Source organism: Arthrobacter sp. PAMC25564 (assembly GCF_004798705.1).
Lineage (GTDB): Bacteria > Actinomycetota > Actinomycetes > Actinomycetales > Micrococcaceae > Arthrobacter.
The window spans coordinates 3,440,521-3,466,259 of sequence record NZ_CP039290.1; the positions used below are offsets into that span (position 1 = coordinate 3,440,521).

The following is a 25,739-nucleotide window of genomic DNA, read 5'->3' on the forward strand; positions in this document are numbered from 1 at the left end:
CGCTGCCGTTTCGAGGGCAAGTTCCGCCGTCAAGCGTATTGAGTGATACACAGGTTATTTAGGGTTGCTGTGCCGCCGATGGTGTAGAGCGAGACGTCCGTGCTGGTGCTGGCGGGGAAGATCAGCTCCGACATGGTGACGTGGCCTCCCTGGGCGAAAACCTCGACGGAGCATTGGTCCACGTAGATGGTGAGCTCATAGGAATTGCCCGCCGGTTCGATCGGGGCTGCGTCGATCGAGGCGAACGATTCGTGGAAGTGTGTTTGACCGGATTCCCGGCGGTCGACGACGATGCTCCCTTCCGCGGGCCGGATGCCGATGCGGGTGCCCTTTGTTCCGTTGCCGCGGACAATCAGTCCGAATTCCTCGGCTGTTCCGGCGGTGAGGGTTGCCTCGATCCGCTGGACGCTGCCCGCGGCACCGTCAAGGAGATGTGTGCCTTCGGATATCTCGACGACATCGGCCGTGAACGGCGGGTGCCCGGCAGGCAGCGAGGCGAGTTCCTGCGCGACCTGCTGCACCAGCCGCAAGCTCCCGTCCACGGTGTGCAGGGATACTTCACGGACCAGTGACATGGGGCTGCGCCACGGGGAGGTGGGGATGTTGTTGGCGTACTGCCAGTTGTTCATCCACGCGATCATGAGCCGCCGCCCTTCGGGAACGTCACTGAAGGAGACTGCCGCGTAGTAATCGCGGCCCCAGTCGAGCCACTGGTAGTCGCCCAGCCTGTCCGGGTCCTGCAGGCCTTCGGTGACCGTGGCGGCGGAGGTGAAGGTGACGCCGTCGAAATCTCCCACGAAGTACTGCCCGGCCGAGCCGCCGTTGGGGCCGCCGGGATTGAGGTTTACTGTCAGGACCCATTTGAGATTTTCCGGATCACCGTCGACAGGCAGAGGGAAGAGGTCCGGACACTCCCACACGCCGCCGGTCGCGTTTGCCGGGCCGAAGCTGCTCAGCAGCTCCCAGCTCTTGAGGTCATGGGACTTATAGAGGACAACTTCGAAATCCTGGGCTTCCACAGCCACCATGACCCAGTAGCTCCCGGCGTCTGACTCATAGCGGAAGACCTTTGGGTCGCGGAAGTCGGATGATCCGCGGTTCAATACGGGGTTGCCGGTGTGCTTGGTCCAGGTGTAGCCCCCGTCGAGGCTGTAGGCCAGTGACTGGGCCTGGATGCCGTGGTGTACGGAGGCTGACTTGTAGGCGCTGGTGTAGACGGCCACCAGCGGCGCACTCGATTCTCTGCCGAATCCGCTGGAGTTGTGCCGGTCAAAGACGATGCTGCCGGAAAAGATATCTTCGAGATCGTCGCACGCGATGGCGACCGGGTGCTCGGTCCAGGTCAGCAGGTCCGCAGAGGATGCGTGGCCCCAGGACATGTTTCCCCAGACATTGCCCAGCGGGTTGTTCTGGTAATAGAGGTGGTAGACGCCCTCATGGAAAATCAGGCCGTTGGGATCGTTGAGCCAGGTATTCCGGGCTGCGTAGTGCAGGGCAGGCCGGAAAGTGTCGGCCGTCGTGGCGGTCACGGCAGTCATGGGGTCTGAATCTCGCTTCTGTTCTGTGTTGGGAGCGCCCCCTAAGCGGGGACGACGTTTGAGTTGCTGGGTTATGAGCTCTTCGTGCAGCGGTAGTAGGCCCTCACCATTGCCGGGGCCGGCCGCGGGCTGGGTCAGCAGAGCGCCGGCATCTTGCTGCAGGGTTTCGACGATCGGGCCGCAGTTGTCCTGCCGGGTGGGATCGCGGCTTGTCCACAGGTCGAATGCCGGCTTTTCCAAAGCTCCGTTTGGTGGTTCTGCGGGACAGGCCCGGGCGGGGCGCTCAGCCGGAACGACTCAAGGCAATACAAAGACGCCGTGGGTGGTGGCCCCGGCCAGGGGCCGGCCCTGGCCAGGCGGTGTGGTGCAGCAAAACTGCTGGGCTTGAGAGGTAGCCGTGGTCAGCCTTTGACTCCGCTGGAGGCGATGCTGTTCACAAAAGAGCGTTGGAACGCGATGAAGAGGGCGACGACCGGCAGCGTAATCATCGAGGAGTAGGCCATGACCTCGCCCCAGGAGACATTGAGCTGGAAGAAGTACTGCACCCCGATCATGACCGGGCGTAGTTCCTCGCTCTGGACAACCATGAGCGGCCACAGGTAGGAGTTCCAGGCCGGGAGGAAGGTCAGAATGGAAACCGTGGCGATGGCCGGCCCGGAAAGTGGCATGACAATTTGACGGTAGATCTTGAACCAGCCGGCCCCGTCCACCCGGGCCGCTTCGTCCAGTTCCTTAGGGATCGATTCGAAGTACTGGTGGAACAGGTAGATGGAAAAGGCGTTGGCCACGAACGGGATGATCTGCACATGGTAGGTGTCCAGCCATCCGGTGGTCAGTGACAGCGAGAACCCGTTGATGTCCAGCCAGGGCAGCTGGTTGACCCACCAGACCAGCGGCAGGGCAAGTGTTTCGAAGGGCACTATCAGGGTGGCGATGATGAGCGTCAGGATGATTCCCTTTCCGCGGACCCGCATCCGTGACAGGGCGAATGCCGCGAGGCTGTTGATCAGGACACCCAGAATGACGGTCACGGCTGAGATGCCGATGGAGTTGATCAGGAACCGGGCTGCGGGTACCCGGTCGAAGACGGCGCCGTAGTTATCCAATGAGAGGTTCCCTACCGGCAGGAATGCGGCGATGGAGGACAGGTCGCCGAAGATCTGCTGGTCCGGCTTCAGTGAGGACACGAACATGAACAGCAGCGGGAAGGCAAAGATGACGCCGAGAAGGATTCTCACGATCCAGCCGGTGAGGCCGCGGAACCGCCGCGGTCTCTGGAAGGTTGAATTCTCGGAGGTTGAACGGGATCGGGCGCGCCGGCCGGCGGCGTCTAAAGTCGTGGCCATGTCAGGACTTCTCTCGGGTGAGGTAGCGCTGTACTGCGGAGATGATGAGTACCAGCGCGAAGAAGACTAGGGAAATCGCGGAGGCGTAGGAGGTTTCCTGTTGCTTGAAGCCGGCACGGACAGCCTGGTAGACGATGGTCGTCGTCGAATCGAGCGGTCCGCCCTGGGTCATCACATTCACCTGTGTGAACAGGCTCAACGCCTGGATGGTGATGGTGATAAGGATCAGGCCCCGGGTGGCGGCAAGCCCGGGCCAGGTAATATACCTGAACCGCTGCCACCGGCTGACCCCGTCAATATCAGCCGCTTCGTACAGCTCGGCTGAAATGGTCTGCAGGCCCGAGAGCCAGATGATCATGTGGAAACCTGCTCCCTGCCAGACAGACATCAGGATGATGGCCGGTATGGCCGTGGCGGTGTTGTTCAGCCAGTCCGGTCCATGGACCGCCCCGAACGTCAGCCTGGTGATGATTTCGTTGAGCAGACCGTCCTGACGGTAAATGAACAGCCAGAGGAGGGAGACGACCACCATGGAAGTGACCACGGGCAGGAAATACACGGTGCGGAAGAAGTTGACTCCGCGGACCTTGGCGTTGACCAGCAGCGCCATGATCAGGGCCACTCCGGCCTGCAGCGGGACCACGATGACGGCGAAGTACGCCACGTTCAGCAGGGCGCGGTAGAACGTTTCATCCGCGAACAGACGGACGAAGTTGTCCAGCCCGACGAACGTTGGCGGGTTCGGGGAGATCAGGCGTGCGTTGGTAAAGGCCAGCCCGAAGGCGAGCATGGCCGGTACGAACACGAAAAGCAGAAGCAGGAGCAGGGCCGGACTCAGCATGGCCCATCCGGCGCGCTGCTCGCGACGGTGGTACTGCTTAATCCGGAGTGGTTCCTTCGGTCTAATCCGGAGTGGTTCCTGCGGTGAAGAGGCTGAAGGGATGGCAGGCGCGGTTGTCGGCAAGGATGCCGGGGCTGCAGAGGAATTCATCGTGTCTTGTCCTGAGTGGTCCGGGTCCGGGTCCGGGGTGCCGCGCCGGCTCGATCGCAACGCGGCACCCCGGAGGCGGGCTAGTTCTTGTAGCCGCTATTGGACTTGATGTTTGCGTCAATATTCTTGACGGCCTTGTCCAGGACCTGTTTCGGGTCGGCGCCGGAAATGATGTCCTGGGTGGCCTTGCCGAACTCGGTGGCGATGAACGGGTAGGCGGGTGTTTCAGGTCGCAGAACGGCAGACTTCTTGGAGAAGTCAAGGAAGGCCCTGTTCTTGCCTGTCGGTTCGTAGCCGGGCACCAGGGCAGCGGCGGCGTCGGTGGCGGGGATCGTGCCGGTCGCCTTGGCCACCTTGGCGATATTTTCCGGTTTGAGGGAGAAGGAGAGGTAGTCCATCGCTGCGTCCGGGTTCTTGCAGCCCGTGGTCACTCCCCACTGCCAGGATCCGCCGCCGATCTTCGGGCCGTTGCCCAGGTCCACGGACGGCATGACCACCAGGTCATCACCGAGCGCAGTGCGCGCCTTGTCCGCGGCCCAGCTGCCCGTGTAGACGATCGCGCTCTTGTTGTTCAGGAAGTCCGCGGTGGAGTCCTTGCCGCTCTTTTGCGCGGCGTAGCCCTTGGCGATCAGGCCGTGGAACCAGTTGGCCCAGTCGACCGCCTTGTCAGAGTTGAGGGCACCGTCGGCGCCCTGGTAGTCGTTGCGGTTGATCAGGTCCCCGCCGAAGGACTGCAGGAACGGTGAGTAGGCGTAAGGGAGCCATTCACCCGTGCCGGCCGTGCCGAGGTCCAGCGGGTTGTCCCATTTGCCCAGCTTCTTCAGCGCTGCCAGTGCGCTATCGAACTCGTCCTTGGTCCATGGCTTGTCCGCGGTAGCCACCCGCACCCCGGCCGCTTTCAGATCCGAGGCGCGGGCCAGCATGGCCAGGGCCACATCGTAGTATCCGACCGAGTAGGTCTGGCCGTTCCATTTGCCCAGGGTGCTGGGAAGGTTCTGGGACAGATCGGTCGAGAGCTTCAGCGGCGCCAGGTATTTCGACCACGCCCAGTTCGGGACGTTCGGCCCGTCGATGTCGACGATGCACGGCAGTTTGTTCGCCGAGGCCGCGGCGACAACGGAGTCGTTGTAGGAGTCCTGCGGGAAGGCCTGGACCTTGACCTTGACCTTGGTCTGGCTCTGGTTGTAGGCATCCACAACAGACTGGATGGCCCCCAGTTCGTCGGGGTTTCCGGCGTTGTGCGTCCAGAGGGTGACTTCGCCGTTGGCTCCGTCCTTGGAGTTTCCGGTTCCTGTCCCGCAGGCGGCCATGCTGCCGACAAGGGCGCCGGCGGTTAGACTGGCGGCCAGGAGCCGCTTAAGACGATTGTTCATTGTTGGTGAATCTTTCTGCTTGATTCCTGCGTGAATGGTTCGGTTCCGTTCAAGGGAGCGTGGCCGTGGCTGCGGCCACGCTCCCATTTTTGTGCGCACCATGGATATGTGCGCTGTGCCGTTGCCCTCAGATCTGCAGCGGCGAAGCGACTGACCCGCGCTGGATCAGCGGGCAGTCAAACATCTTGTGGACGGGTTCCGCGTCTTCCGATCCTTCGATCTCGTTCAGGAGCCGGGTCACGGCCCAACGGCCCATACCGTAATGGGGAAGTGCCACGGTTGTCAGACCCGGCCACAGGCTCCCGGCGATCAGTTCAAGATTGTCAATCCCGACGACGGACACGTCGTGCGGAATCTTCAGACCGAGGGAGCCGGCGGCCTGGTAGGCGCCCATGGCCATCCGGTCATTGAAGCAGAACAGGGCCGTCGGACGCTCGGGACGGGAGAGCAAATGGTATGCAGCCGTTCTGCCGCCGTGGGCCTCGGATACGGCTGCCGCGACCAGGGCGGGGTCAAATTCGATGCCGCTCTCCCTCAGCGCCTCCCGGTACCCTTGGAACCGTCCGTGCGTGGCGGGAATGTCATCGATGTTGTTGATGAATCCGATGCTCCGGTGCCCGGCGCCGATCAGGGCGCGCACGGCGGTCCGTGCGGCCTCCACCTCATCCGGGACCACGGAGGACACGTTTCCGTCCTCTGAAACGGCATCCAGAAGGACGGTCGGCACTCCAGCCAGTTCGGCCGGGAGCCCGATCCGCTGATGGTACATCTTCGCGTAGACGATGCCATCGACCTGGTGTTGAAGCAGGGTGCTGATCTGCCGCTTTTCCAGCTCACGGTCGCTGGCGGTGTCCAGCATCATCAGGAGCCACCCGCGCTCATACGCAGCATCCTGGGCCCCCAGAATCATTTCGCCCGCAAAAGGAGTCGTCGCAATCTCATCGCTCACCAGACCGAGCAGATACGAGCGGTGGTTGCGGAGCCCGCTCGCCAACCTGTTCGGTGCATAACCGAGGTCCTCGGCGACCGCCCGGACATGCTCCCTCGTCAAGGCGTTGACGCGGGAGCCCTGCGTATCGCTCAGGGCGTGCGACACAGTCGTGACGGAAACCTGTGCGGCTCTCGCCACATCCCGGATGCCTACTTTTGCCATGACCTTGCCCCTTTGCAAAACGTTTTGTATGTCGCGTGTGTCACATTAGCCAAAACGGTTTGTACTGTCAACCACCAAGACCTGATCATCGGAAACCACCCTTTACAGATGGGACGACCTGGCGGTGTCCCTCCATTCCGGCGGCTGATGCCCGTCGCACAAGCCGGTTCACTAGCGGGCCCGCGCCTCGCGGGGATTCATCGATGCTTCCCGTTGGCCCCGCCCGTATAGCCGCTCGTTCAAGGGAGGCTAGGGAGACCCCCGAACCTGCCCGGCAGCAAAATGCCGGCATCAGACGCTGCGCTTCGGAGCGGATCGCGCGGTGCAGTGCCGCTCGCATGCCGGTTGCGGGGACTCTGGGCCGCGCTGACCTGATGACATCCACGTGTCGGTATCTCCAGGCCTCCTGTTTGCAGGTAAGTCGATGCCTTGAGGCGGCGTAGCTCACAGGCCCAGTCGCGGCCTCCGCAGTCATGGACCCCTGTCCGCTAGGTAAATGCGAAGGTCAAACCCCTAAAACGGCACCGGAGCTGATGGGAACATATGCATTGAGTATCTGCTTAGCTGAAGTAGACTGACGCATGACCGATCTACCGCCGCAGATGCCGTGCGCAGGCGTGGACTATCCCAAGACGTTTGGACAGCTTCAGGACTGGTTCAGTACCGATGATGCCTGTCTGGAATACCTGGCAAAGCTGCGCTGGCCAGATGGATTCCTCTGCCCCAAATGCGGCTCCGGCGAGTACTGGCGTACGGGTGCTGGGCTCTGGATGTGCCGGGGATGCTCACGGCGGACCTCGGTGACAGCAGGAACCATTTTTGACCGCACCCGCACTCCGCTGCGCACATGGTTTGCCGCCGTCTGGTTTGTCACCGCACAGAAGAACGGCGTGTCCGCTCTCGACCTGCAGCGGGTTCTGGGATTGAGATCCTACGAAACTGCGTGGGCCTGGATGCATAAGCTCCGCCGGGCCATGGTCCGGCCCGACCGGGAAGTACTCTCGGGGACTGTCGAAGTGGACGAGAGCTTCATCGGCGGCGTTGCCCGTGGGAAGCCCGGCCCCGGTCCTGACAAGATCTCCGTCCTGATCGCCGCCGAGCATCTGGACCACAACAGAATCGGCCGCATCCGCCTCGAGCCCGGGCCTGCCGACCGAAGACTCGCGCTGGTGAAATTCGGCCAACGTGTCGTCGCCCCTGGTTCCACTATCCGCACCGACGGAGCGACACAGCTGAGGCGCTTCGCCACGCTTGGCTACGAGCACGAATACTTCACCCAGCTCGGCTCGGACATCCCGGCACACCTCAACATGCCCGCAGTGCACATGGCCGCCTCCCAGCTCAAGCACTGGATTGACGGCACTCTGCACCAGGGCATCTCCCGGGAACAGCTGGGCTACTACCTGGACGAGTTCACGTTCCGCTTCAACCACAGGACATCGGCCAACCGCGGGCTGTTGTTCTACCGGCTGCTCCAACAGTCCGTCAATACCGGACCGAAGCCACTGAAGAATCTGGTCATCTCCGCATCTGCGGAGTGACTTCAGCTAAGCAGATACCCAATAAAGGAAAACTATGCCCGGGCACTGCGGACCGCCATCCCCTGTTTTCGGGAGTTTTCAAAGCGCTTGTAACCCACGTCATATCTGCCGTACAGTTTTGGATCAAAGGTTCGTTATTCGATTATCGAACATTGAGTTCTAATATCGAACAGGCCTCTGGCGATCCCGCCACACAACGAAGTGAGGAAATCCCGTGCAGTTCCACCACCACGGTTACGTATCCGGTGACCCGCGAGTCCAGCAAGCCGCCGGCGTCGGCATCAATCGCCCCACGGAGCTTCCCGACGAGGTCGACGTGCTTATCGTCGGCACCGGGCCCGCCGGTATGCTCGCCGCCGCTCAGCTGTCCCAGTTCCCGGGCGTCACCACGCGCATCATTGAACGTCGCGCGGGGCGGCTTCCCATCGGCCAGGCCGATGGAATTCAGGCCAGGAGTGTCGAGACCTTCCAGGCTTTCGGTTTCGCCGAGCGGATCATCGCCGAGGCGTACCGGATCACCGAGATGGCGTTCTGGAAGCCGGACCCCGCGGACCCCTCGCGCATCGTGCGCGCCGCACGTACCATCGACGACCCGGCCGGGGTCAGCGAGTTCCCGCACCTCATCGTCAACCAGGCCCGGGTGCTGGATTACTTCGCCGAGTTCATGTCGAACTCGCCCACGCGCATGTCGCCCGACTATGGCTTTGAGTTCCGCAGCCTCGAGGTCACCGGCGAAGGGGAGTATCCCGTGACTGTGACGCTGCTCCACACCGCCGGCCCCAACGAAGGCCAGGAGCGCGTTGTCCGGGCCAAGTATGTCATCGGTGCGGACGGTGCGCGCAGCAAGGTCCGCGAGGCGATCGGCTGCACGCTCGCCGGGGACGCGGCCAACCACGCCTGGGGCGTCATGGACGTCCTCGCCGTTACGGACTTCCCCGACATCCGCACGAAGTGCGCCATCCAGTCCGGTGAAGGCGGGAGTATCCTGCACATCCCACGCGAAGGCGGCCACCTCTTCCGCATGTACGTTGACCTCGGCGAGGTGGACCCGAACGACAAGGGCGCCGTGCGCAACACCACCATTGAGGAAATCATTCACAAGGCGAACAAGATCCTCCACCCCTACACGCTTGATGTCCGCAACGTCGCGTGGCACAGCGTGTATGAGGTGGGCCACCGCCTCACCGACCGGTTCGACGACGTCCTTCCGGAGGAGCGCGGTGCCCGGACACCTCGCGTTTTCATCACAGGCGACGCCTGCCATACGCACAGCGCCAAGGCAGGCCAAGGCATGAACGTCTCCATGCAGGACGGCTTCAACCTGGCCTGGAAGCTCGGACACGTGCTCGAGGGCCGCAGCCCGGAGAGCCTGCTCTCGACCTACTCGGCCGAGCGTCAGGTCATCGCGAAAAACCTCATCGACTTCGACAAGGAATGGTCGACCCTGATGGCGAAGAGGCCCGAGGAGTTCGAGGACCCCTCCGAGCTCGAGGACTTCTACGTGCGCACCGCCGAGTTCCCCGCCGGATTCATGACCCAGTACGCCCCCTCCATGCTTGTCGCCGCCTCTGAACACCAGGCCCTGGCCACCGGCTTCACCGTCGGCAAGCGCTTCAAGTCAGCGCCCGTTGTGCGGGTCGGTGATATCAACCCGGTGCACCTCGGCCACCACGCCACGGCGGACGGCCGGTGGCGCATCTACGTCTTCGCCGACAAGGCAACCCCCGGAACGGGAGAGCAGGGGACGGCATCGCCTGCTGCGGACTTCGCCGAGTGGATTGCCAATTCGCCGGAATCGCCGCTCGCCGCCACACCGGCGGGTGCCGATCCTGACGCGTGGTTCGACGTGAAGGTGATCTACCAGCAGAATCACACGAGGATCGACATCGGCGCCGTTCCCAAGGCATTCAAGCCCCAGGTCGGCCCGTTCCAGCTTACGGATTACGAGAAGGTTTATGCCACGGATCCGGCGGCGGACATCTTCGAACTGCGCGGCCTCGACCGCGGCGGAGTCGTCGTGGTCGTGCGCCCGGACCAGTACGTCGCCAACGTCCTGCCGCTGACGGCGACGGCCGAGCTCGCCGCGTTCTTTGCTCCCCTCCTGCAGGCGGATCGGCCCGCGGCAGTCTGACCGGGACAGTCTGGTCCTCCAACCTTCCCGCCGCCCGCAAGGTCGCCGCCCGGCTCGAAGCCGGCACCGTCTGGATCAACAAACACGGCGCCGTGGACCCCCCGGATCCCGTTCGGCGGCGCCAAGCAGTCCGGCTACGGCCTTGAGTTCGGCGTCGAAGGCCTCAAAGCTCTCGGGGTACCCCAGGTCATCAACGGCTAAGTTTGGCACCCAGCGCCCAAAGAGGCACCCGGGACCTCCTGAGAAGGTCACGCCGGCGCCGAAAACACCAGAAACGCGACAAGCACTGCCGCTACCAGGCCCGCGGCCACACCCCATAAACGCGCCTGCAGTTCTAATGGGCTGTGGCAAGGGCGACGGCGGCAACAAGGTCCGCGGGCAGTCCCGTCTCCGCCGGTGGCAGGTCCCGGAGCCCGGACCGGTGCAGCACGTCAACGGATTCGGGGGCGGTCCGCAGCCCTTCACCGGTCAGCTTGAGCCAGGCCTCCTTCCGGGCCCAGAGCCGCGCCCGTCCGCGGAGCAGTGCCGAGCCTGACAGCTCCCGCAGCTGCTGCCGTTCCGCCGGAGCCAGCGCGACGTCGTCGAACCCGTCAAAGTCCAGCCGCACGGGATCCTCGACGTCGATCCCCAGCCGCAGGCCCGGCTCCGGATCGATCACGGCCGCCAGCAGCGTCCACCCGGAGCTCCGCGACAGGCTGAGCAGCAAGGGAGCAGGCACCCGGGTCATCGGGGATCCGGCCCGTGAGGATCCGGCCACCGCGTATCCGGGCCGGCCATGGGAGATGCCGGGGCCGGTCCCGCAGCGCGGGCAGCTGTAGTCCACGGTCAGCCTGGCGGCCGGTACATCCAGCAGCTCCGCAGCCAAGCGCCGCTGTGCCAGCCGGCCGGACAGGAACGCGGCCCGGGGGCCGGGCATCATGGCGTCTGCCCGCTCCAGTTCGACGGCGTCCAGGAGCTCGAGAGCGTCGAGTTCCAGCCCGCGCGGCTGCCCACCCGACGGGCCTGAGGGCCAGCCGGGCGGGCAGGACCGCAGGACGGCCAGCGGTGGCACCTGGCGGCTCACGGGGCGATCAGTCCGTCAGCCGTTTCAGCGCTGAAGCGCTCCGAAGCGCTCATGGGCCACCGCGACGGCGCTCTCGCGGGCCGCGGACGCCTCCTCGGCCGTCAGGGTCCGGTCACTGGCACGGAAACGCAGGCTGAAGGCCAGCGATTTCCTGCCCTCCTCGATGCCCTTGCCCGCGTACACGTCAAAGAGCGCCACATCCTCGAGGAGTTCGCCGGCGCCCTCGCGCAGGGCCGCAAGCACCTCTTCTGCCGGGACATCCTGGGCCACCACGAGGGCGACGTCCTGGCTGGCCACGGGGTACGTCGAGATATGCCGGGCCACGATCACGTCGGCCGCGGCTTCGAACAGTGCATCGGCGTTGAACTCGACCGCCACCGAGCGTGCCGGCATGTCATGCGCCGCCAGCAGTTTCGGGTGCAGTTCGCCGGCGTAGCCCAGCACCTCGCCGGAACGGAGCGCAAGCTGCGCGGCCCGTCCCGGGTGGAAGGCCTGGTGGTGGCCCTGGCTGACGACGATGTCGACGCCGAGGACATCGCCGGCGAGCCGGGCGATGTCCAGCGCATCGGCCCAGTCCCAGGGACGGGGTGTGTGGCCGGCGGCGGCGGGTGAATCATGGCCGGTGAGGACCGCGGCAAGATGCAGCGGCTGGTCCGGGACGCCGTCGTACAGGGCATCGAGCACCTCGTCGGAGGGCTTGGCGCCCAGCGGCGGGATCGAGGCGGTGCCCAGCTTTTCGCCCGGCAGGAACACGAGACCCGCCTCGAACAGCGCGAGGTCGCGGAAGCCGCGGGAGTGGTTCCGCTTGGCAACCTCGATCAGCCCGGGAAGGATGGAGGTCCGCAGGTAACCGTGCTCCTCGCTGATCGGGTTGGCCAGCTTGAGTGCCTTGCGCGGCGTGCCCTCGACCGGTACGCCGAAGGTGTCGTTGGCGGCCTTGGAGACGAAGGGGTAGGCCAGGACCTCGGTGAGGCCGGCGGACGCCAGGGACTGGACCAGGCGGCGGCGCTGCTGCTGGACGCGGGTCAGGCCGCGGCCGGGAGGCGCGACCGGAAGCGTCGCGGGGATCTTGTCGTAGCCGACGAGCCGCGCGATTTCCTCGGAGAGGTCTTCCTTGGTTTCCAGGTCGTTGCGCCAGCTCGGCGCGGTGACTTCGTAGAAAGCGCCGGAGCCTCTTTCCTTCTTCTCGACGGCGGCGCCCAGGTCCTTCAGCGAGGTGACAATCTGCTCCTCGCTGAAGTCGATTCCGATCCGGTCCGAGGCGAAGGCCGCGGGCAGTTGGACGGTGACGGCGTCCGGTGCGGTTCCGACGTCGGTCCCCCCGGCGACGGCGGTGCCGCCGGCGAGCCCGACCAGGAGGTCGACGGCGCGCTGGGCCGCGATGCCGGCAACGTGCCAGTCCACGCCGCGTTCGAAGCGCTTTGAGGCCTCGGACGGCAGCTTGTGGCGGCGGCGGGAGCGGGCGATCGAGACTTCCTCGAAGTGCGCCGCCTCGATCAGGATCGTCGACGTCGCGTCGCTGACCTCGGTGGAGGCGCCGCCCATCACGCCGGCCACACCGATCGGGCCCGAGGCGTCCGTGATGAGGAGGTCTTCGGAGTCGAGCGCGCGTTCCTTGCCGTCCAGCGTGCGCAGCTTCTCGCCGGAAACGGCGCGCCGGACGACAATGTCGCCGGTGAGCCTGTCCTGGTCATAGAAGTGCAGCGGCTGGCCGAGCTCGAGCATGACGTAGTTGGAGATGTCCACCGGCAGGGAGATGGAGCGGATGCCGGCGAGGCGGAGCCGCGAGGACATCCACGGCGGCGTGGGCTTCGTGGCGTTGACGCCGCGCACGGTCCGGGCCACGAAGCGGTCACAGCCCGGCTTGCCGTAGATCGGCGCGTCGTCGTTGAGCTTCACGCCGTAGCCGCCGGCCAGCTCCGCGGGTGCCTGGACCTTGGACGCCGGGTCGGTGAAGGACGTGCCGGTGGCGTGGGCGTACTCGCGGGCCACCCCGCGGATCGAGAACGCATAGCCGCGGTCCGGGGTGACGTTGATTTCGGCGGCCTGGTCGTAGAGGCCCAGGAGCTCCATGGCATCGGTGCCGATTTCCGGGTCCAGCCCGATCCTCGACAGCACCAGGATGCCGTCGTGGTCCTCGCCGATGCCGAGCTCGCGCACGGAGGCGATCATGCCGGCGGACAGGTGGCCGTAGGTCTTGCGCGCGGAAATGTGGAAGTCGCCGGGCAGCACGGCACCCGGAAGGGTGACCACCACTTTGTCGCCTTCCACGAAGTTGTGGGCCCCGCAGATGATGCCCTGCACGCCGGAGGGGTCGATGCCCTCGCCGGTGAGGGTCTGGGGCTGTCCTTCGGGGACCACCCGGACCTGGCACCAGTTGATGGTCTTGCCGTTGGTCTGGGGTTCCTTGACGATGCTCAGGACCTGGCCCACCACGATGGGGCCCTGGAGGGTGTCCGTCGGCCGGTGGACTGCTTCTTCTTCAAAGCCGACCTTGACCAGTTCGGCCATCACGTCTTCGGCCGTTGCTCCGGCCGGTACCTGCGCGAATTCACGCAGCCAGGAAAGTGGGATACGCACTATTAGATCTCCATCCCGAAGTGCTCGCTGAAGCGTACATCGCCTTCGATCATGTCGCGCATGTCGCCGACCTCGTTGCGGAACATCAGGGTCCGCTCGATGCCCATGCCGAAGGCAAAACCTGAATAGATGTCCGGGTCGATGCCGGCGGCACGGAGGACGTTGGGGTTGACCATGCCGCAGCCGCCCCACTCGATCCAGCCGGGTCCGCCCTTGGCGCCCGGGTGCCAGATGTCCAGCTCCGCGGACGGCTCGGTGAACGGGAAGTAGTTGGGCCGAAGGCGGATCTGGGCCTCGTCGCCGAACATCTGGCGCGCAAAGTGCTCCAGGGTTCCGCGGAGGTCGGCCATGCTCAGCTTCTTGTCGATGGCCAGGCCTTCGAACTGGTGGAAGACAGGGGTATGCGTGGCATCAAGCTCGTCGGTGCGGAACACCTTGCCAGGGCACAGCACGTAGATGGGAACTTCGCGTTCCAGCATCGAGCGGACCTGGACCGGGGAGGTGTGGGTGCGCATCAGCAGGTGCGCCTCGGGCGGCTCCACGAAGAAAGTGTCCTGCATTTCGCGGGCCGGGTGATCCGGCTTGAAGTTCAGCGCGTCGAAGTTGAACCATTCGGACTCGACCTCGGGCCCCTCAGCGATTTCCCAGCCCATGCCGACGAAGATATCGGCCACTCGGTCCTGCAGGGTCGACAGCGGGTGGCGGGCGCCGGCCTTGCGGCGGCGGGGAGCGGCGGTGACGTCCACGGTCTCCTCGACCAGGATCCGCGCGTCGTTCTCGGCTTCGAGCTCGGCGGTACGGTCCGCGAGCGCCTTGTTGACGCGTCCGCGGGAGGAGCCCATGAGCTTTCCGGCGGCGGCCTTCTGGTCCTTGGGCAGCCCGCCGATCTCACGGTTCGCAAGGCTCAGCGCGGACTTTTCGCCGGTGTGCGCCAGGCGCACGGCCTTGAGTTCATCGAGCGTGGAGGCTGCGGCTATGGCGGCAACGGCCTGGTCTACGGCAGCGGTAATGGCGGCTTCATCCAGAGGATTCGGGATGGCGGCGCCCGGCAAAGTATCAGTCATCTACTGTTCTTAGCTACGAGTCGGGTCATGCCAACGGCCGAGGCGCCTGCGAGCGTTCCATCCGCAGCGCTTCCGTCGTCGACATATGGCAGGGTCACAGCCATGGTCACAGGACAGTCACCAAGGCCAAGCAACGCCGGAATCCCTCCGGCGGGTACCCTCCCCCAGTCTAGTTGACGGCACCCCCGCACCCGAACGTGACGGGGGTCTCCCCCGCTACCATGGCCTCATGACCTCCGGACAACAGCTGCGGCAGCTTGCCAATGTGCTGAACGGTTCGACCCTGCTGGGGCTGCTGTTGGCAGCCGCTGCCCGCACGGCCATCGGCAGCGGGCCGCGCGGCCTGCTGATTGCCACCGGCTACCGCTGGCGGCTCCCCTTCGCCGGGGCGTTCACGGTCGGCAACGTGGTGCTGTTCCGCGCCGGTCCCGAAGAGGCCTTGGCCAACACTGGGCTGCTGGGGCACGAGGAACGGCACAGCACGCAATATGCCTGCTGCTTCGGGATGCCTTTCCTGCCGCTCTACTTCCTGGCGGCGGGGTGGTCCTGGTGGCGGACCGGCAATCCGGCGTCGGGGAATTTCTTCGAACGGCATGCCGGCCTCCGGGCCGGCGGCTATCTGGATCGCAGCTTGGACGGCAATCCTGGCGGCCATCCTGGCGGCCATCCTGGTCCGGGCCCGGCGGCCCCTGAACGGAATGAGGCATAACATGGCGGACAGCCCCAGGATCATCTCTGTCACCGGATCCGGCAGCGCGGAAGCCGCACCGGACCTGCTGACCCTCTCGATTGGCGTCGAGTGCCGCCGTGAGAATGTCGGCACGGCCTACGGCGACGCCGGAAAGGCCTCGGCCGCGATCACCACGGCGCTCCGGGAGCACGGCGTCGGCAGCCCTGACATCACGACCTCGGGCCTGAATGTCCGTGCGGAGGTGAATTGGCAGGAGGGCCGTGGCCAGACGGTTTCCGGCTACCTCGCGTCCAGTGTGCTCAGCGTCCGGATCCGCGAGCTGGCGGGTTCCTCGGAGATCATCGCGGCGGCCATTGCCGCCGGCGGCAACGACGTCCGGCTCAACGGCCTGGAGCTCGGCTTCGCGGACCCGTCCACGGTACTGTCCCGGGCGCGTGAGGCCGCATGGCAGGACGCCCTCACGACGGCGCAGCACTTCGCCTCCCTGGCCGGGGTGGAGCTCGGCAAGGCCGTGTCCATCACCCAGCAGGCCGGGTTCCAGGCTCCCGTTCCGGTGGCGAAGATGCAGCGCGCCGTCTCGGCGGAGCCACTCACAGTCGAAGCCGGCGAGTCCAGCGTCAGCGCGACGGTCGGCGTCGTCTGGGAACTTATCGCCTGACGGGTGCCCCGGGACGTGCGGAGGCGGGAGCCTGCGTCAGCTGTCTTCGCCAGGCCTGAGGCTTTCCGGCGGCTTCCTTGACTTAAACTCGAACATACCTTCGAATGTATCCATGAGATGGGACGCACAGGCAATCACCCCGCCGGGAGATTCCGGTGACAACAGCGGAGCCCCGGCCGCCGTTGCGCTGCTCCCGCTGGCCGGGCTGGTCCGTTCCGTTTCCACGCCGGAGTTTGCCGGCGTCACCTTCCATGAGGTCACCGCCAAATCGGTGCTCAACAAGGTGGCCGCCGGTTCGCTGATGCCGTTCGAATGGACCATCAACCCCTACCGCGGCTGCAGCCACGCCTGTGTCTACTGCTTCGCCCGCAAGAGCCACACCTACCTTGACTTCGACGCCGGGCTCGATTTTGACAGCCAGGTGGTGGTCAAGATCAACGCCGCCGAGGTCCTGCGCAAGGAAGTCGCCAAGCCGTCCTGGCGCCGGCAGCACGTGGCCCTCGGCACCAACACGGACCCCTACCAGCGGGCCGAGGGCCGCTATCGACTGATGCCGGACATCATTGGCGCCCTCGCCGACTCCGGCACTCCGCTGTCCATCCTGACCAAGGGCACGCTCCTGGCCCGGGACATCCCGCTCCTGAAGCACGCCGCAGCCCAGGTTCCCGTGGGGGTGGGCATCTCGCTGGCCATGACCAGTGAGGCGCTGTCAGAAGCCGTGGAGCCCGGAACCCCCGGACCCCGCGCACGGCTGAAACTGATCACCCGGCTCCGCGAGGCAGGACTGCCCTGCGGCGTCATGGCCATGCCCATCCTGCCCTGGCTTTCGGACAGCGACGAAGCCCTGGATTCCCTCTTCGGATCCTTGGCGGCGGCCGGGGCCACCGGCGTCACGGCGGGTGCGCTGTACCTGAAGCCCGGTACCCGGGAGTGGTTCATGCAGTGGATCGCCAGGGAGTATCCACAGCTTGCCGGCCGGTACCGGCGCCTGTACGGCAGCGGCTCCTATGCCTCGAAGGAATACCGGGCCTGGCTCGCCGGACGCATCTGGCACTTCAAGGCGCTCCATGGCTTCTCCGGCTCACAGGGCTTCAGCCACCGCGATCCCCACGACGATCCCCGGGAGGAGGAAGCCCAGTACCCGGCCGGCAGCATCCCGGAAACGGCCGCCGGACCGCAACACCCCGGAAAGCCCGTGCCGGCGGGCGGCGGGCGGACAGACGCCGCGCAGTCCACGCTGTTCTGAACCCGCCCCACTGAATCCGGCCCCGCCGCCCGCGCCGCCCGTGCGGGCGCGAGGCCGTGTGCCCGACCGGGTCAGAGCGCCTTGACGGCGCCCAACACCTTGGCCAGCGAGTCCTTCGCGTCCCCGAACAACAGCGTCGTCTTGGGGTCGTGGAGGAGCTCATTCTCGATGCCGGCGAACCCTGGACGCATCGAGCGCTTCAGGAACACCACTTGCTGGGCCTGCACCACTTCCAAGATCGGCATGCCGAAGATCGGCGAGCCGGGAGAGGACTTCGCCGCCGGGTTGACCACGTCGTTGGCGCCCACCACGAGGACGATGTCGGTATTCGGGAATTCCGGATTGACCTCGTCGAGTTCCCGCAGCGACTCATACGGCACGTTGGCCTCCGCGAGGAGCACGTTCATGTGGCCGGGCATCCGCCCTGCCACCGGGTGGATCGCGAAGACCACCTCGACCCCGCGGGCCGCCAGTGCCGTCGCGAGCTCGGCCACCGTGTGCTGGCCCTGCGCCACGGCCAGCCCGTAGCCGGGCACGATCACCACGCGCTGGGCGTAGCCGAGCTGGACGGCAACGTCCTCCGGAGAGGAGGACCGCACCGGCCGGTCGCTCTGCGTGGTCGAGCCCGCCGTCGAGCCGCCGCGGAACGCCCCGAACATGATGCCCGCCACCCCGCGCCCCATCGCCGAGGCCATCACCTTGGTGAGGATGGTTCCGCTCGCCCCGACGAGCGTCCCGGCGACGAGCAGGAGCACATTGCCCAGCACCACGCCGGATGCCGCCACCGCGAGCCCGGTGAAGGCGTTGAGCAGCGAGATCACGATCGGCACATCGGCGCCGCCGACGGGCAGCACCAGCAGCAGCCCGGCCGCGAGCCCCAGCCCCAGCAGCGCGATGGCCCAGCTGGTGGAACCGCTGAGAATGACGAAAACCCCGGAAGGTCACCGCGCCCAGCAGCACCACGGCCATCATCCAGGCCATGCCGGGAAAAAGCAGGGGGCGGGTGCTGATCAGCTCCTGCAGCTTTCCCACGGTCACGGCCGAGCCGGCGAACGAGACCGCGCCGACGAGCATCGTGAAGACCACCGCCAGCCGCACCCAGGGGTCCTCGCTGTGGCCGAGTTCGAGCACGGCGACCAGCGCGGCAGCTCCGCCTCCCACTCCGTTAAACAGGGCCACCAGTTGGGGCATCTGGGTCATCTGCACCCGCCGGGCCACGGGAACGGCGACGGCGGAGCCGACGGCGATGGCGGCCAGGATGAGCGGAACATTCTCCAGCTTCACGGATAGGAACACCGTGACCACGGCCAGCAGGGCGCCGGCGGCCCCGATGGCGTTGCCGCGGCGCGCGGTCCGGGGCGAGCTGAGGCCCTTCAACGCGAGGATGAAGCAGATGGCGGCCGCCAGATAGAGCAGGGCGGTCCAGCCGGGCGCGAGGATATTCATGTGCCCCCGCCCTTGACGGCCCCTCCGGAGCGCCGCCGGGCCGGCGTCCGGTCGCTCCGGGGGCCGCCGAACATCTCCAGCATCCGGTCGGTGACCACGAACCCGCCGACCAGGTTCGCCGTCGCGAGGACCACGGCGGCCAGGGCAATCGTCAGCAGCCAGGGGTCGTCCGCCTGTCCCGCCACGATGATCGCGCCTACGAGGATGATGCCGTGGATGGCGTTGGCGCCGGACATCAGCGGGGTGTGCAGTTTGCTGGTGACCTTGGAGACGACTTCGAAGCCTACGAAGACGGCGAGCACCACGACCGTCAGCAGCGTGACCGGATCCATCAGGGCTGTTCCCCCTCCTTCAATGCCGCCAGGTCCGATGCGGCCAAGGCGGACGCGGCCAAGGCGGACGCGGCCAAGGCGGACGCGGCCAAGGCGGACGCGGTGGCGGCATGCTGAACGGACCCGGCGCGGGTAAGGCAGGCTCCGGACACCACCTCGTCCTCGAAATCCGGCCTGACCTGGCCGTCGTGGGTCATCAGGGCGAGCAGGTTGCTGACGTTTTTGGCGTACAGCCGGGAGGCGTCCGAGGGCATTGTCGATGCCGCATCCTGCAAGCCGACAAGAGTGACACAACCGCCCACAACGGGCACCTGGACGTCCCGGCCGGCGATGACGCCTTCGACGTTCCCGCCGGATTCGGCGGCGAGGTCGACGACGACGGAACCGGCCCGCATCCCGGTCACCATGTCCATCGTGACGAGCAGAGGTGCGGCGCGGCCGGGAATGGCTGCCGTGGTGATGAGGACATCCGCGGCCGCGACATGCGGTGTCAGCAGGCCACGCTGGCGCCTGGCCCGGTCCTCGCCGAGTTCGCGCGCGTAGCCCCCGGTCCCCTCCGCCGGGGCATCGAGGTCCAGGTTGATGAAGGTGCCGCCCATCGAGGCGACTTCATCGGCGGAGGCCGCCCGGATGTCATTGGCCGACACCCGGGCGCCCAGCCGTTTCGCGGTGCCGATCGCCTGCAGCCCGGCGACACCAGCGCCGAGGACCAGCACCCGGGCCGGCGGGATCGTCCCGGCGGCGGTCATGTAAAGCGGGAAGAACCGCGGATAGCGTAGGGCCGCCTCCAGCACCGCGCGGTAACCGGACACGAGGGACTGGGAACTGAGCGCATCCATGGACTGGGCGCGGGAGATCCGCGGGACCAGTTCGAGCGCGAAAGAGGTGATCCGGCCTGCGGCCAGGGCCCGGACGGTGGGCAGTTCCGACGCCGGGGACGCGAACCCGATGGTGACGGTGCCGGGCCGGAGCGTGGCCGCAAATTCCGGGCTCAGCGGCCGGACGTGCAGGAGGACATCCAGCGTTTCGGGCGGGAGCTCGGCGATGGTCGTGGCGCCGGCTTCCTTGTAAGCGGCATCGGGGTAGCCGGATTCCATTCCCGCACCGCTCTCGACGACGACATCGAGTCCAAGGGCTGCCAGCTGCCTTACCGTCTCCGGCGTGGCCGCGACCCGGCGCTCCCCCGCACGCTGCTCCCGCCTGACGCCGACCTGCACGGGCCACTCCTCTCGATCCGCTTCAGCGTAGCCACATGCCGGCCGGTTTGGCGAGGGTCAGTGCAAGAGACCTGGCTTGAGCTGGATCGGGAGGGCCTCCAGCAGCGCTTCGACAATGGGGAAGTCTGCAGGGATCCAGGGCAGGCCCAGCACTTCCTCCCGGTTCCGGATGTCGATCCAGCGCAATTCGTCGTGGTCCTGCAGGGGGCGCGGCGCGCCGTCGGCCAGTTCCGCGAACCACACCCGCATCGCGGCGCGCCCGTTGAGCGGCCAGCCCGAGGCGGACGACGCCGGCAGCTCGGCTCCCAGCCTGACGGTCACGCCCAGCTCTTCGAGCAGTTCACGGTGCAGAGCCTGCTCGGGAGTCTCGCCGGACTCCACCTTGCCGCCGGGGAACTCCCACATTCCGGCGAACTGCGGGGGCGCCGTCCGGCGTGCCACCAACAGCCGCCCCGGTTCCGCCAGGGAGTCCAATACTGCGCCGCCAACGACGTTAATGAGTCCAGTCACGCCCCAAGTCTAGGGTGGCGCTGCCTTAGGGGAGAATGGTACCGGCCGCCTTCCCGGGCACCCGCGGAATATCGGGTGCGCCCACCAAGTTGCATAAAGCAGATTTAACCTTCCGAATTCTCCCGGCGACCGCCTGGAACGTCCCGAAAAGCAGACGAATGCCTTCCACCACCAAACAAGCCCAGGCGGCGCCCAAAACCGGCACCCGCCATCTTGCCCTTGCCATCGTTTCCCTCGCCATGGGCGGATTCGGCATCGGAACCACCGAGTTCTCCATGATGGGCCTGCTCAAGGAGGTGGAGCAGGGCCTGGACATCAGCACCCCGGAGGCCGGCCACCTGATTTCGGCCTATGCGCTCGGCGTCGTCATCGGCGCGCCGGTGCTGGCCGCAGTCGGGGCCAGGATGCCCCGGAAGTACCTGGCCCTGGGCCTCATGCTGTTCTTCAGCATCGCCAACCTCACCTCGTTCATCGCCCCGGACTACGGCACCATGCTGGTGTCCCGGTTCGCGGCGGGCCTGCCGCACGGCGCGTTCTTCGGCGTTGCGGCCGTCATCGCGGCCTCCCTGGTCGCTCCGACCAGGCGCGGCTGGGCGATCTCGATGGTCATGGCGGGCCTCACGGTGTCGAATGTCGTCGGCGTCCCGTTCGCCACCTGGTTGGGGCAGAACTTCGGCTGGCGGCTGCTCTTCCTGCTGGTCGGCCTGATCGGCATCATCACGCTCCTTATGCTCTGGAGGTTCGTACCGTTCCAGGAACCCCACGCGGATGCCAGCTTCCGCAGGGAGCTCAGCGCGCTCAAGCGGCTCCAGGTCTGGCTGGCCATCCTGATCGGCATCGTCGGCTTCGGCGGTTTCTTCGCCACCTACACCTACATCGCCCACACCATGACCGACGTGGCCGGTATCCCCGCCGCGTGGCTGCCGCTCGTGGTGGCGCTATACGGCCTCGGAATGGTGGCCGGCAACATCGTCGGCGGCCGGATCGCGGACAAATCCGTGATGGGAACCATCTACTGGGTCCTGCCCGCCACCGCTGTGGCACTGGTGGTCTACGCCGTGGCCGTGCACTGGCCGTGGTCCGCGTTTGTCATGGTCTTCGTGGTGGGCGGTGCCGGTTCCATGCTGGTCCCGGCCCTGCAGACCCGGCTGCTGGATGCCTCCCCGGATGCCCCGTCGCTGGCGTCCTCACTGAACCATGCGGCCCTCAACGTGGCCAATGCCCTCGGTGCCTTCCTCGGCGGCCTGGTGATCGCCTGGGGCTGGGGCTACGTCGCCCCGGCGCTGGTAGGCGCCGTCCTGGCGCTGCTCGGGCTCGGCGTCGCCCTCGTCAGCGGCCTTGTCGAACGCAAGAGGCCGCTGGCCCGGTAGCCCCGCACAGCGCGGCTACGGCCCAGCGGCCCCTCCTAAACGTCTCTGGGGAGTCCCCGGTCAATAGTCCTGGTCAGGACGCGTTGACGCGCTCCACATCCGGTTCGAGGTAGATGACCCGGGCAATCGGGACGGCCGCGCGGATCCGGACTTCGGCGTCGTCAATCGCCTGGGCGATGTCCTGGCCGGAGTCGGCCCGGCCGATGCTGATCTTGGCGGCCACCAGGAGCTCCTCGGGCCCAAGGTGCAGGGTCTTGAGGTGGATGATGCCGGTGCCACCGGCCTCGATGGCGGTCCGGATCCTCGCGACGTCCTCCTTGGTGGCGGACTCCCCCAGCAGCAGGGACTTCGTTTCCACAGCCAGCACGACGGCGATGGCCACGAGCAGCAGGCCGATCATGCCGGTGCCGAGGGCATCCCAGATACCGTCGCCCGTGATGAGCGTGAGCCCGACACCGAGCAGGGCGAACACGAGGCCCACAAGGGCGCCGAAGTCTTCGAGCAGGATGACCGGCAATTCGGGCTGCTTGGCATTGCGGATGAACTTGACCCAGCTCTGCTTGCCTCGCAGCGGATTGGATTCGGCGATGGCGGTCTTGAAGGAGAACGATTCGGCAACGATGGCGCCCACCAGCACGGCCAGCGGCACCCACCAGAAGCCGCCCTCTATGGCATGCGGGTGCTGGATCTTTCCCCACGCCTCATACAGCGCGAAAAGCCCGCCGACGCTGAACAGCACAATGGAGACGATGAAGGCGTAGATGTAGCGTTCGCGTCCATAGCCGAAGGGGTGCTCCGGGCTGGCAGCCTTCTGCGCGCGCTTGCCGCCAAGGAGGAGGAGCAGCTGGTTGCCGGAGTCCGCCACGGAGTGGATCGCTTCCGCCAGCATGGACGAGGACAGCGTCAGCACGAAGGCGACGAACTTCAGGACGGCGATGGTCAGGTTGGCGGCCAGCGCCGCGACAATCGCCTTGGTACCGCCGTTGGCAGACACGTGGGCTTCTCCTATTTGGGGTGCTTCGGTGGGTGGATGCGGCGGCCGGCAAATGCCCGGACCCGCAAGGAATACCGTACCCGTCCCCGGCGCCGCCCCGCATTGCACAGGACACACTCGGGCCGGGTAACGATTGGGGGTGGGCCTGCTGACAAGTAAACGCGCCTATGTTAGCTTGAAGCCATACTCGGGATCCACAATTTGGATGCCGACGAATATGTAGGAGGAGACATGGGCTTTCTTGGCTGGATCATTCTCGGACTCATAGTAGGTGCAATCGTCAAGGCAATCATGCCTGGCAAGGTCGGCGGCGGCTGGGTCACCAGCCTGGTGCTCGGCGTCGTCGGAGCCATTGTCGGCGGCTGGATCGGTGACCTGCTGTTCGGCGGCGGCAAGATGGAATTCTGGAATCTCGGTTCCTGGCTCCTGGCCATTGTCGGCGGCCTCGTCGTTGCCGGTATCTACGGCGCCGTAACCGGACGCAACCGGACCACGTAACCGCAAGTATTGCACTGGCCACCGGCCGGGCACCATGGTGCCGAGGAGGTGGCGGAAAACAGATGCGGCGGGGACCCACGAATTGGTGGGTCCCCGCCGCATCTGTTTTCCGCCAGGTGTCCGCTAGCCCTGCTGGGATGAGCTGTCCTGCCGGGACGCGCTGTCCTGCTGGGACCGGGCACTCGCGTAGAGGCAGACCGTCGCGGCGGTGCCAAGGTTGAGGCTCTCCGCGGCGCCGTACACCGGTACCGCCACCCGGTGCTCAGCCAGGGCGAGCTCCTCCTCAGAGAGGCCCTGGGCCTCGTTGCCGAAAAGCCAGGCCGTGGGGCGTTCCAGCGCATAGCCCGATTCTGCGGTGGCGGCACCCAGGCGCCGGGCCGCATTTTCGTCCTGCAGCCGGTCCAGGTTCAGCTGTCCTTGGCCGTCCGCCGCGAGGATTCCGATGCCGCGTTCCTTGCAGCGGGCCACCAGCTCCCCCAGCTCGGCGCCGAGGACAACGGGCAGGTGGAAGAGGGATCCCGCCGTCGAACGGACGGCCTTGGGGTTGTAGATGTCCACGCTGGAGGCGGTCAGGACGACGGCGTCGGCGCCGGCGGCGTCGGCCGCCCGGAGCACGGTTCCGGCGTTGCCGGGGTCACGGACCTGGCACAGCACGGCGATCAGCCGCGGCCCGGCGTCGAGCACCTGCTCAAGGCTGACGTCCAGGAAACCGCAGACGGCGATGATGCCCTGCGGGGTGACGGTGTCCGCCATCGCTGCGATCACTTCGTCGGTTGCAAGGTGCGCATGGGTTCCCTCGGCCAGCTTCTCCAGCTCCGGGTGGCGGTCCAGGCAGGCCTCGGTGGCGTACACCTCATAGACGATGCCGGGCTCCCCCGCGGCGATCCTCTTCCGGTGCAGGACCAGGGCCTCACGGACCGCCTGCGGGCCTTCGGCCAGGAACTCGCGACGCTTTAAACGGGCCGGGCGCCCGGCAAGTTGTGCCACCTTCCTCATCCGATCAGCTCGGGGGTTGGAGAGTGGAAAGTCTTGCGGGCGCCCGGTTTCGTTCATATAAGAACCTTAGTGGCTATTCCAGCCGGCTCTTGAACGACGCAGTTTTTCAACCGCGGCGGGAACTACTTTGCAGCCTCGGCGTCAGCCTTCTTGGCAGCAGGCTTCTTCGCGGGAGCCTTCTTGGCAGCCTTCGGGGCGGCTGCGGCTTCAGCCGTGACGGCCGGAGCGGAAGTGTCAGCAGGCAGCGAGTCCTTGGCGATCTGGACCAGCGCGGCGAAAGCGTTGGCGTCGGAGACGGCCAGCTCGGCCAGCATCCGGCGGTCAACCTCGACCTCAGCAGCCTTCAGGCCCTGGATCAGGCGGTTGTAGGTGAGGCCGTTGGCGCGGGATGCAGCGTTGATGCGCTGGATCCACAGGCGGCGGAAGTCGCCCTTCTTCTTCTTGCGGTCGCCGTAGCTGTACACAAACGAGTGCAGCAGCTGCTCTTTGGCCTTGCGGTACAGGCGTGAACGCTGTCCGCGGTAGCCCTTTGCGCGTTCAAGGATAACCCGGCGCTTCTTGTGGGCGTTGACCGCCCTCTTCACACGTGCCACGTGCGTACTCCTTCGAAAATTCTGATCCCAAGCATCTACTGCCGGACGGACCGGCTGGCCTGAGAAGCCTTATTGGTAGTTGACTGGTGCCAGATGGCAGTCAGCCAGAGAACTTGGAACTTAGATGCCGAGCATCTTCCGGATGACCTTGGCGTCGCCCTTGAAGACGATCTTGTCGCCGGCGAGGCGGCGGGTCAGCCTTGAGGACTTGTGCTCGAGGTAGTGGCGGCGGTTGGCCTGCTGACGGCGCAGCTTGCCGCTGCCGGTCAGCTTGAAGCGCTTCTTAGCACCGCTGTGGGTCTTCATCTTCGGCATGGGAACCGATCTCCTTACGTAGCCGCAGACATGGTCTGCAGTTCTATCGTGCAGCCGCCCCTGCGGGCGGCGTGCTGGTTGCTTGCTGCCGGA

Annotated in this window: 22 protein-coding genes and 2 pseudogenes; 8 read left to right on the forward strand and 16 right to left on the reverse strand. The window is 66.1% G+C overall.

Annotated features, from left to right (window positions below; translation table 11 throughout):
• Positions 1–29: 29 nt before the first annotated feature.
• The 5 genes from E5206_RS16000 to E5206_RS16020 form a co-directional block, all read right to left on the reverse strand.
• A complete protein-coding gene (locus tag E5206_RS16000; protein WP_136323349.1) occupies positions 30–1,538 on the reverse strand; it encodes a glycoside hydrolase family 32 protein in 1,509 nt (502 codons plus the stop codon).
• Between the two features lie 401 nt (positions 1,539–1,939).
• A complete protein-coding gene (locus tag E5206_RS16005) occupies positions 1,940–2,731 on the reverse strand; it encodes a carbohydrate ABC transporter permease (RefSeq protein ID WP_240690200.1) in 792 nt (263 codons plus the stop codon).
• A 154-nt stretch (positions 2,732–2,885) separates the two neighbouring features.
• On the reverse strand, positions 2,886–3,725 hold the full coding sequence (locus E5206_RS16010) for a sugar ABC transporter permease (RefSeq protein ID WP_240689785.1): 840 nt from the start codon (positions 3,723–3,725) through the stop codon (positions 2,886–2,888).
• 230 nt (positions 3,726–3,955) lie between these two features.
• Positions 3,956–5,248, reverse strand: coding sequence for a sugar ABC transporter substrate-binding protein (locus E5206_RS16015; protein WP_136323352.1), 1,293 nt, complete (start codon positions 5,246–5,248; stop codon positions 3,956–3,958).
• Positions 5,249–5,375: 127 nt separating this feature from the next.
• Positions 5,376–6,401: a LacI family DNA-binding transcriptional regulator gene (locus tag E5206_RS16020; RefSeq protein ID WP_136323353.1), complete on the reverse strand. Its 1,026-nt coding sequence runs from the start codon at positions 6,399–6,401 to the stop codon at positions 5,376–5,378.
• A 581-nt stretch (positions 6,402–6,982) separates the two neighbouring features.
• Here E5206_RS16020 and E5206_RS16025 point away from each other — a divergent pair.
• The 3 genes and pseudogenes from E5206_RS16025 to E5206_RS16035 all read left to right on the forward strand — a co-directional run.
• On the forward strand, positions 6,983–7,942 hold the full coding sequence (locus E5206_RS16025; RefSeq protein WP_136323354.1) for an IS1595 family transposase: 960 nt from the start codon (positions 6,983–6,985) through the stop codon (positions 7,940–7,942).
• 214 nt (positions 7,943–8,156) lie between these two features.
• Positions 8,157–10,073, forward strand: a complete 1,917-nt coding sequence (locus tag E5206_RS16030; RefSeq protein WP_136323355.1) for an FAD-binding monooxygenase — start codon at positions 8,157–8,159, stop codon at positions 10,071–10,073.
• 5 nt (positions 10,074–10,078) lie between these two features.
• Positions 10,079–10,274 (forward strand): annotated as a pseudogene (locus tag E5206_RS16035) (aldehyde dehydrogenase family protein); the annotation flags it as partial.
• A gap of 133 nt (positions 10,275–10,407) precedes the next feature.
• Here E5206_RS16035 and E5206_RS16040 read toward each other — a convergent pair.
• From E5206_RS16040 to pheS, 3 genes are read right to left on the reverse strand one after another with little or no spacing between them, the layout of a single operon-like run.
• Positions 10,408–11,136, reverse strand: coding sequence for a 4'-phosphopantetheinyl transferase superfamily protein (locus E5206_RS16040; protein WP_240689786.1), 729 nt, complete (start codon positions 11,134–11,136; stop codon positions 10,408–10,410).
• A 24-nt stretch (positions 11,137–11,160) separates the two neighbouring features.
• On the reverse strand, positions 11,161–13,716 hold the full coding sequence (gene pheT / locus E5206_RS16045) for a phenylalanine--tRNA ligase subunit beta (RefSeq protein ID WP_136323356.1): 2,556 nt from the start codon (positions 13,714–13,716) through the stop codon (positions 11,161–11,163).
• A gap of 2 nt (positions 13,717–13,718) precedes the next feature.
• Complete coding sequence (gene pheS / locus E5206_RS16050) at positions 13,719–14,780, reverse strand: phenylalanine--tRNA ligase subunit alpha (RefSeq protein ID WP_136323357.1); 1,062 nt, start codon at positions 14,778–14,780, stop codon at positions 13,719–13,721.
• Between the two features lie 229 nt (positions 14,781–15,009).
• Between pheS and E5206_RS16055 the strand changes: the two genes are divergently transcribed.
• From E5206_RS16055 to E5206_RS16065, 3 genes are all read left to right on the forward strand, one after another.
• Positions 15,010–15,489: a hypothetical protein gene (locus E5206_RS16055; RefSeq protein ID WP_240689788.1), complete on the forward strand. Its 480-nt coding sequence runs from the start codon at positions 15,010–15,012 to the stop codon at positions 15,487–15,489.
• Position 15,490: 1 nt separating this feature from the next.
• Positions 15,491–16,129, forward strand: coding sequence for an SIMPL domain-containing protein (locus E5206_RS16060; RefSeq protein WP_136323358.1), 639 nt, complete (start codon positions 15,491–15,493; stop codon positions 16,127–16,129).
• 112 nt (positions 16,130–16,241) lie between these two features.
• Positions 16,242–17,375 (forward strand): Rv2578c family radical SAM protein, encoded by a 1,134-nt coding sequence (locus E5206_RS16065; RefSeq protein WP_136323359.1) that lies wholly within the window; start codon positions 16,242–16,244, stop codon positions 17,373–17,375.
• 71 nt (positions 17,376–17,446) lie between these two features.
• Here E5206_RS16065 and E5206_RS19855 read toward each other — a convergent pair.
• From E5206_RS19855 to E5206_RS16085, 4 genes and pseudogenes are all read right to left on the reverse strand, one after another.
• Positions 17,447–18,821: pseudogene (locus tag E5206_RS19855) on the reverse strand (NAD(P)(+) transhydrogenase (Re/Si-specific) subunit beta).
• A complete protein-coding gene (locus tag E5206_RS16075; protein WP_136323360.1) occupies positions 18,818–19,153 on the reverse strand; it encodes an NAD(P) transhydrogenase subunit alpha in 336 nt (111 codons plus the stop codon). The pseudogene E5206_RS19855 and the gene E5206_RS16075 overlap by 4 nt, the downstream one beginning before the upstream one ends.
• A complete protein-coding gene (locus E5206_RS16080; protein WP_136323361.1) occupies positions 19,153–20,370 on the reverse strand; it encodes a Re/Si-specific NAD(P)(+) transhydrogenase subunit alpha in 1,218 nt (405 codons plus the stop codon). Before E5206_RS16080 ends, E5206_RS16075 begins: the two co-directional genes overlap by 1 nt.
• A gap of 57 nt (positions 20,371–20,427) precedes the next feature.
• Positions 20,428–20,880 (reverse strand): (deoxy)nucleoside triphosphate pyrophosphohydrolase, encoded by a 453-nt coding sequence (locus tag E5206_RS16085; RefSeq protein WP_136323362.1) that lies wholly within the window; start codon positions 20,878–20,880, stop codon positions 20,428–20,430.
• Positions 20,881–21,038: 158 nt separating this feature from the next.
• On the opposite strand from E5206_RS16085, the gene E5206_RS16090 reads away from it, so the two are divergent.
• Positions 21,039–22,250: an MFS transporter gene (locus tag E5206_RS16090; protein ID WP_136323363.1), complete on the forward strand. Its 1,212-nt coding sequence runs from the start codon at positions 21,039–21,041 to the stop codon at positions 22,248–22,250.
• 73 nt (positions 22,251–22,323) lie between these two features.
• Here the strand turns inward: E5206_RS16090 and E5206_RS16095 are convergent, their stop codons facing one another.
• Positions 22,324–23,244 (reverse strand): cation diffusion facilitator family transporter, encoded by a 921-nt coding sequence (locus E5206_RS16095; RefSeq protein WP_136323364.1) that lies wholly within the window; start codon positions 23,242–23,244, stop codon positions 22,324–22,326.
• Positions 23,245–23,475: 231 nt separating this feature from the next.
• Here E5206_RS16095 and E5206_RS16100 point away from each other — a divergent pair, with 231 nt between their 5' ends.
• Positions 23,476–23,742 (forward strand): GlsB/YeaQ/YmgE family stress response membrane protein, encoded by a 267-nt coding sequence (locus E5206_RS16100; RefSeq protein ID WP_136323365.1) that lies wholly within the window; start codon positions 23,476–23,478, stop codon positions 23,740–23,742.
• A 123-nt stretch (positions 23,743–23,865) separates the two neighbouring features.
• Here E5206_RS16100 and E5206_RS16105 read toward each other — a convergent pair whose 3' ends face one another.
• The 3 genes from E5206_RS16105 to rpmI form a co-directional block, all read right to left on the reverse strand.
• A complete protein-coding gene (locus E5206_RS16105) occupies positions 23,866–24,795 on the reverse strand; it encodes an RNA methyltransferase (protein WP_136323366.1) in 930 nt (309 codons plus the stop codon).
• 65 nt (positions 24,796–24,860) lie between these two features.
• The gene (gene rplT, locus E5206_RS16110) at positions 24,861–25,331 is read right to left on the reverse strand and encodes a 50S ribosomal protein L20 (protein ID WP_136323367.1); all 471 of its coding nucleotides are present in this window, start codon (positions 25,329–25,331) and stop codon (positions 24,861–24,863) included.
• A gap of 120 nt (positions 25,332–25,451) precedes the next feature.
• The gene (gene rpmI / locus E5206_RS16115) at positions 25,452–25,646 is read right to left on the reverse strand and encodes a 50S ribosomal protein L35 (RefSeq protein WP_009358635.1); all 195 of its coding nucleotides are present in this window, start codon (positions 25,644–25,646) and stop codon (positions 25,452–25,454) included.
• Between the last annotated feature and the right edge of the window lie 93 nt (positions 25,647–25,739).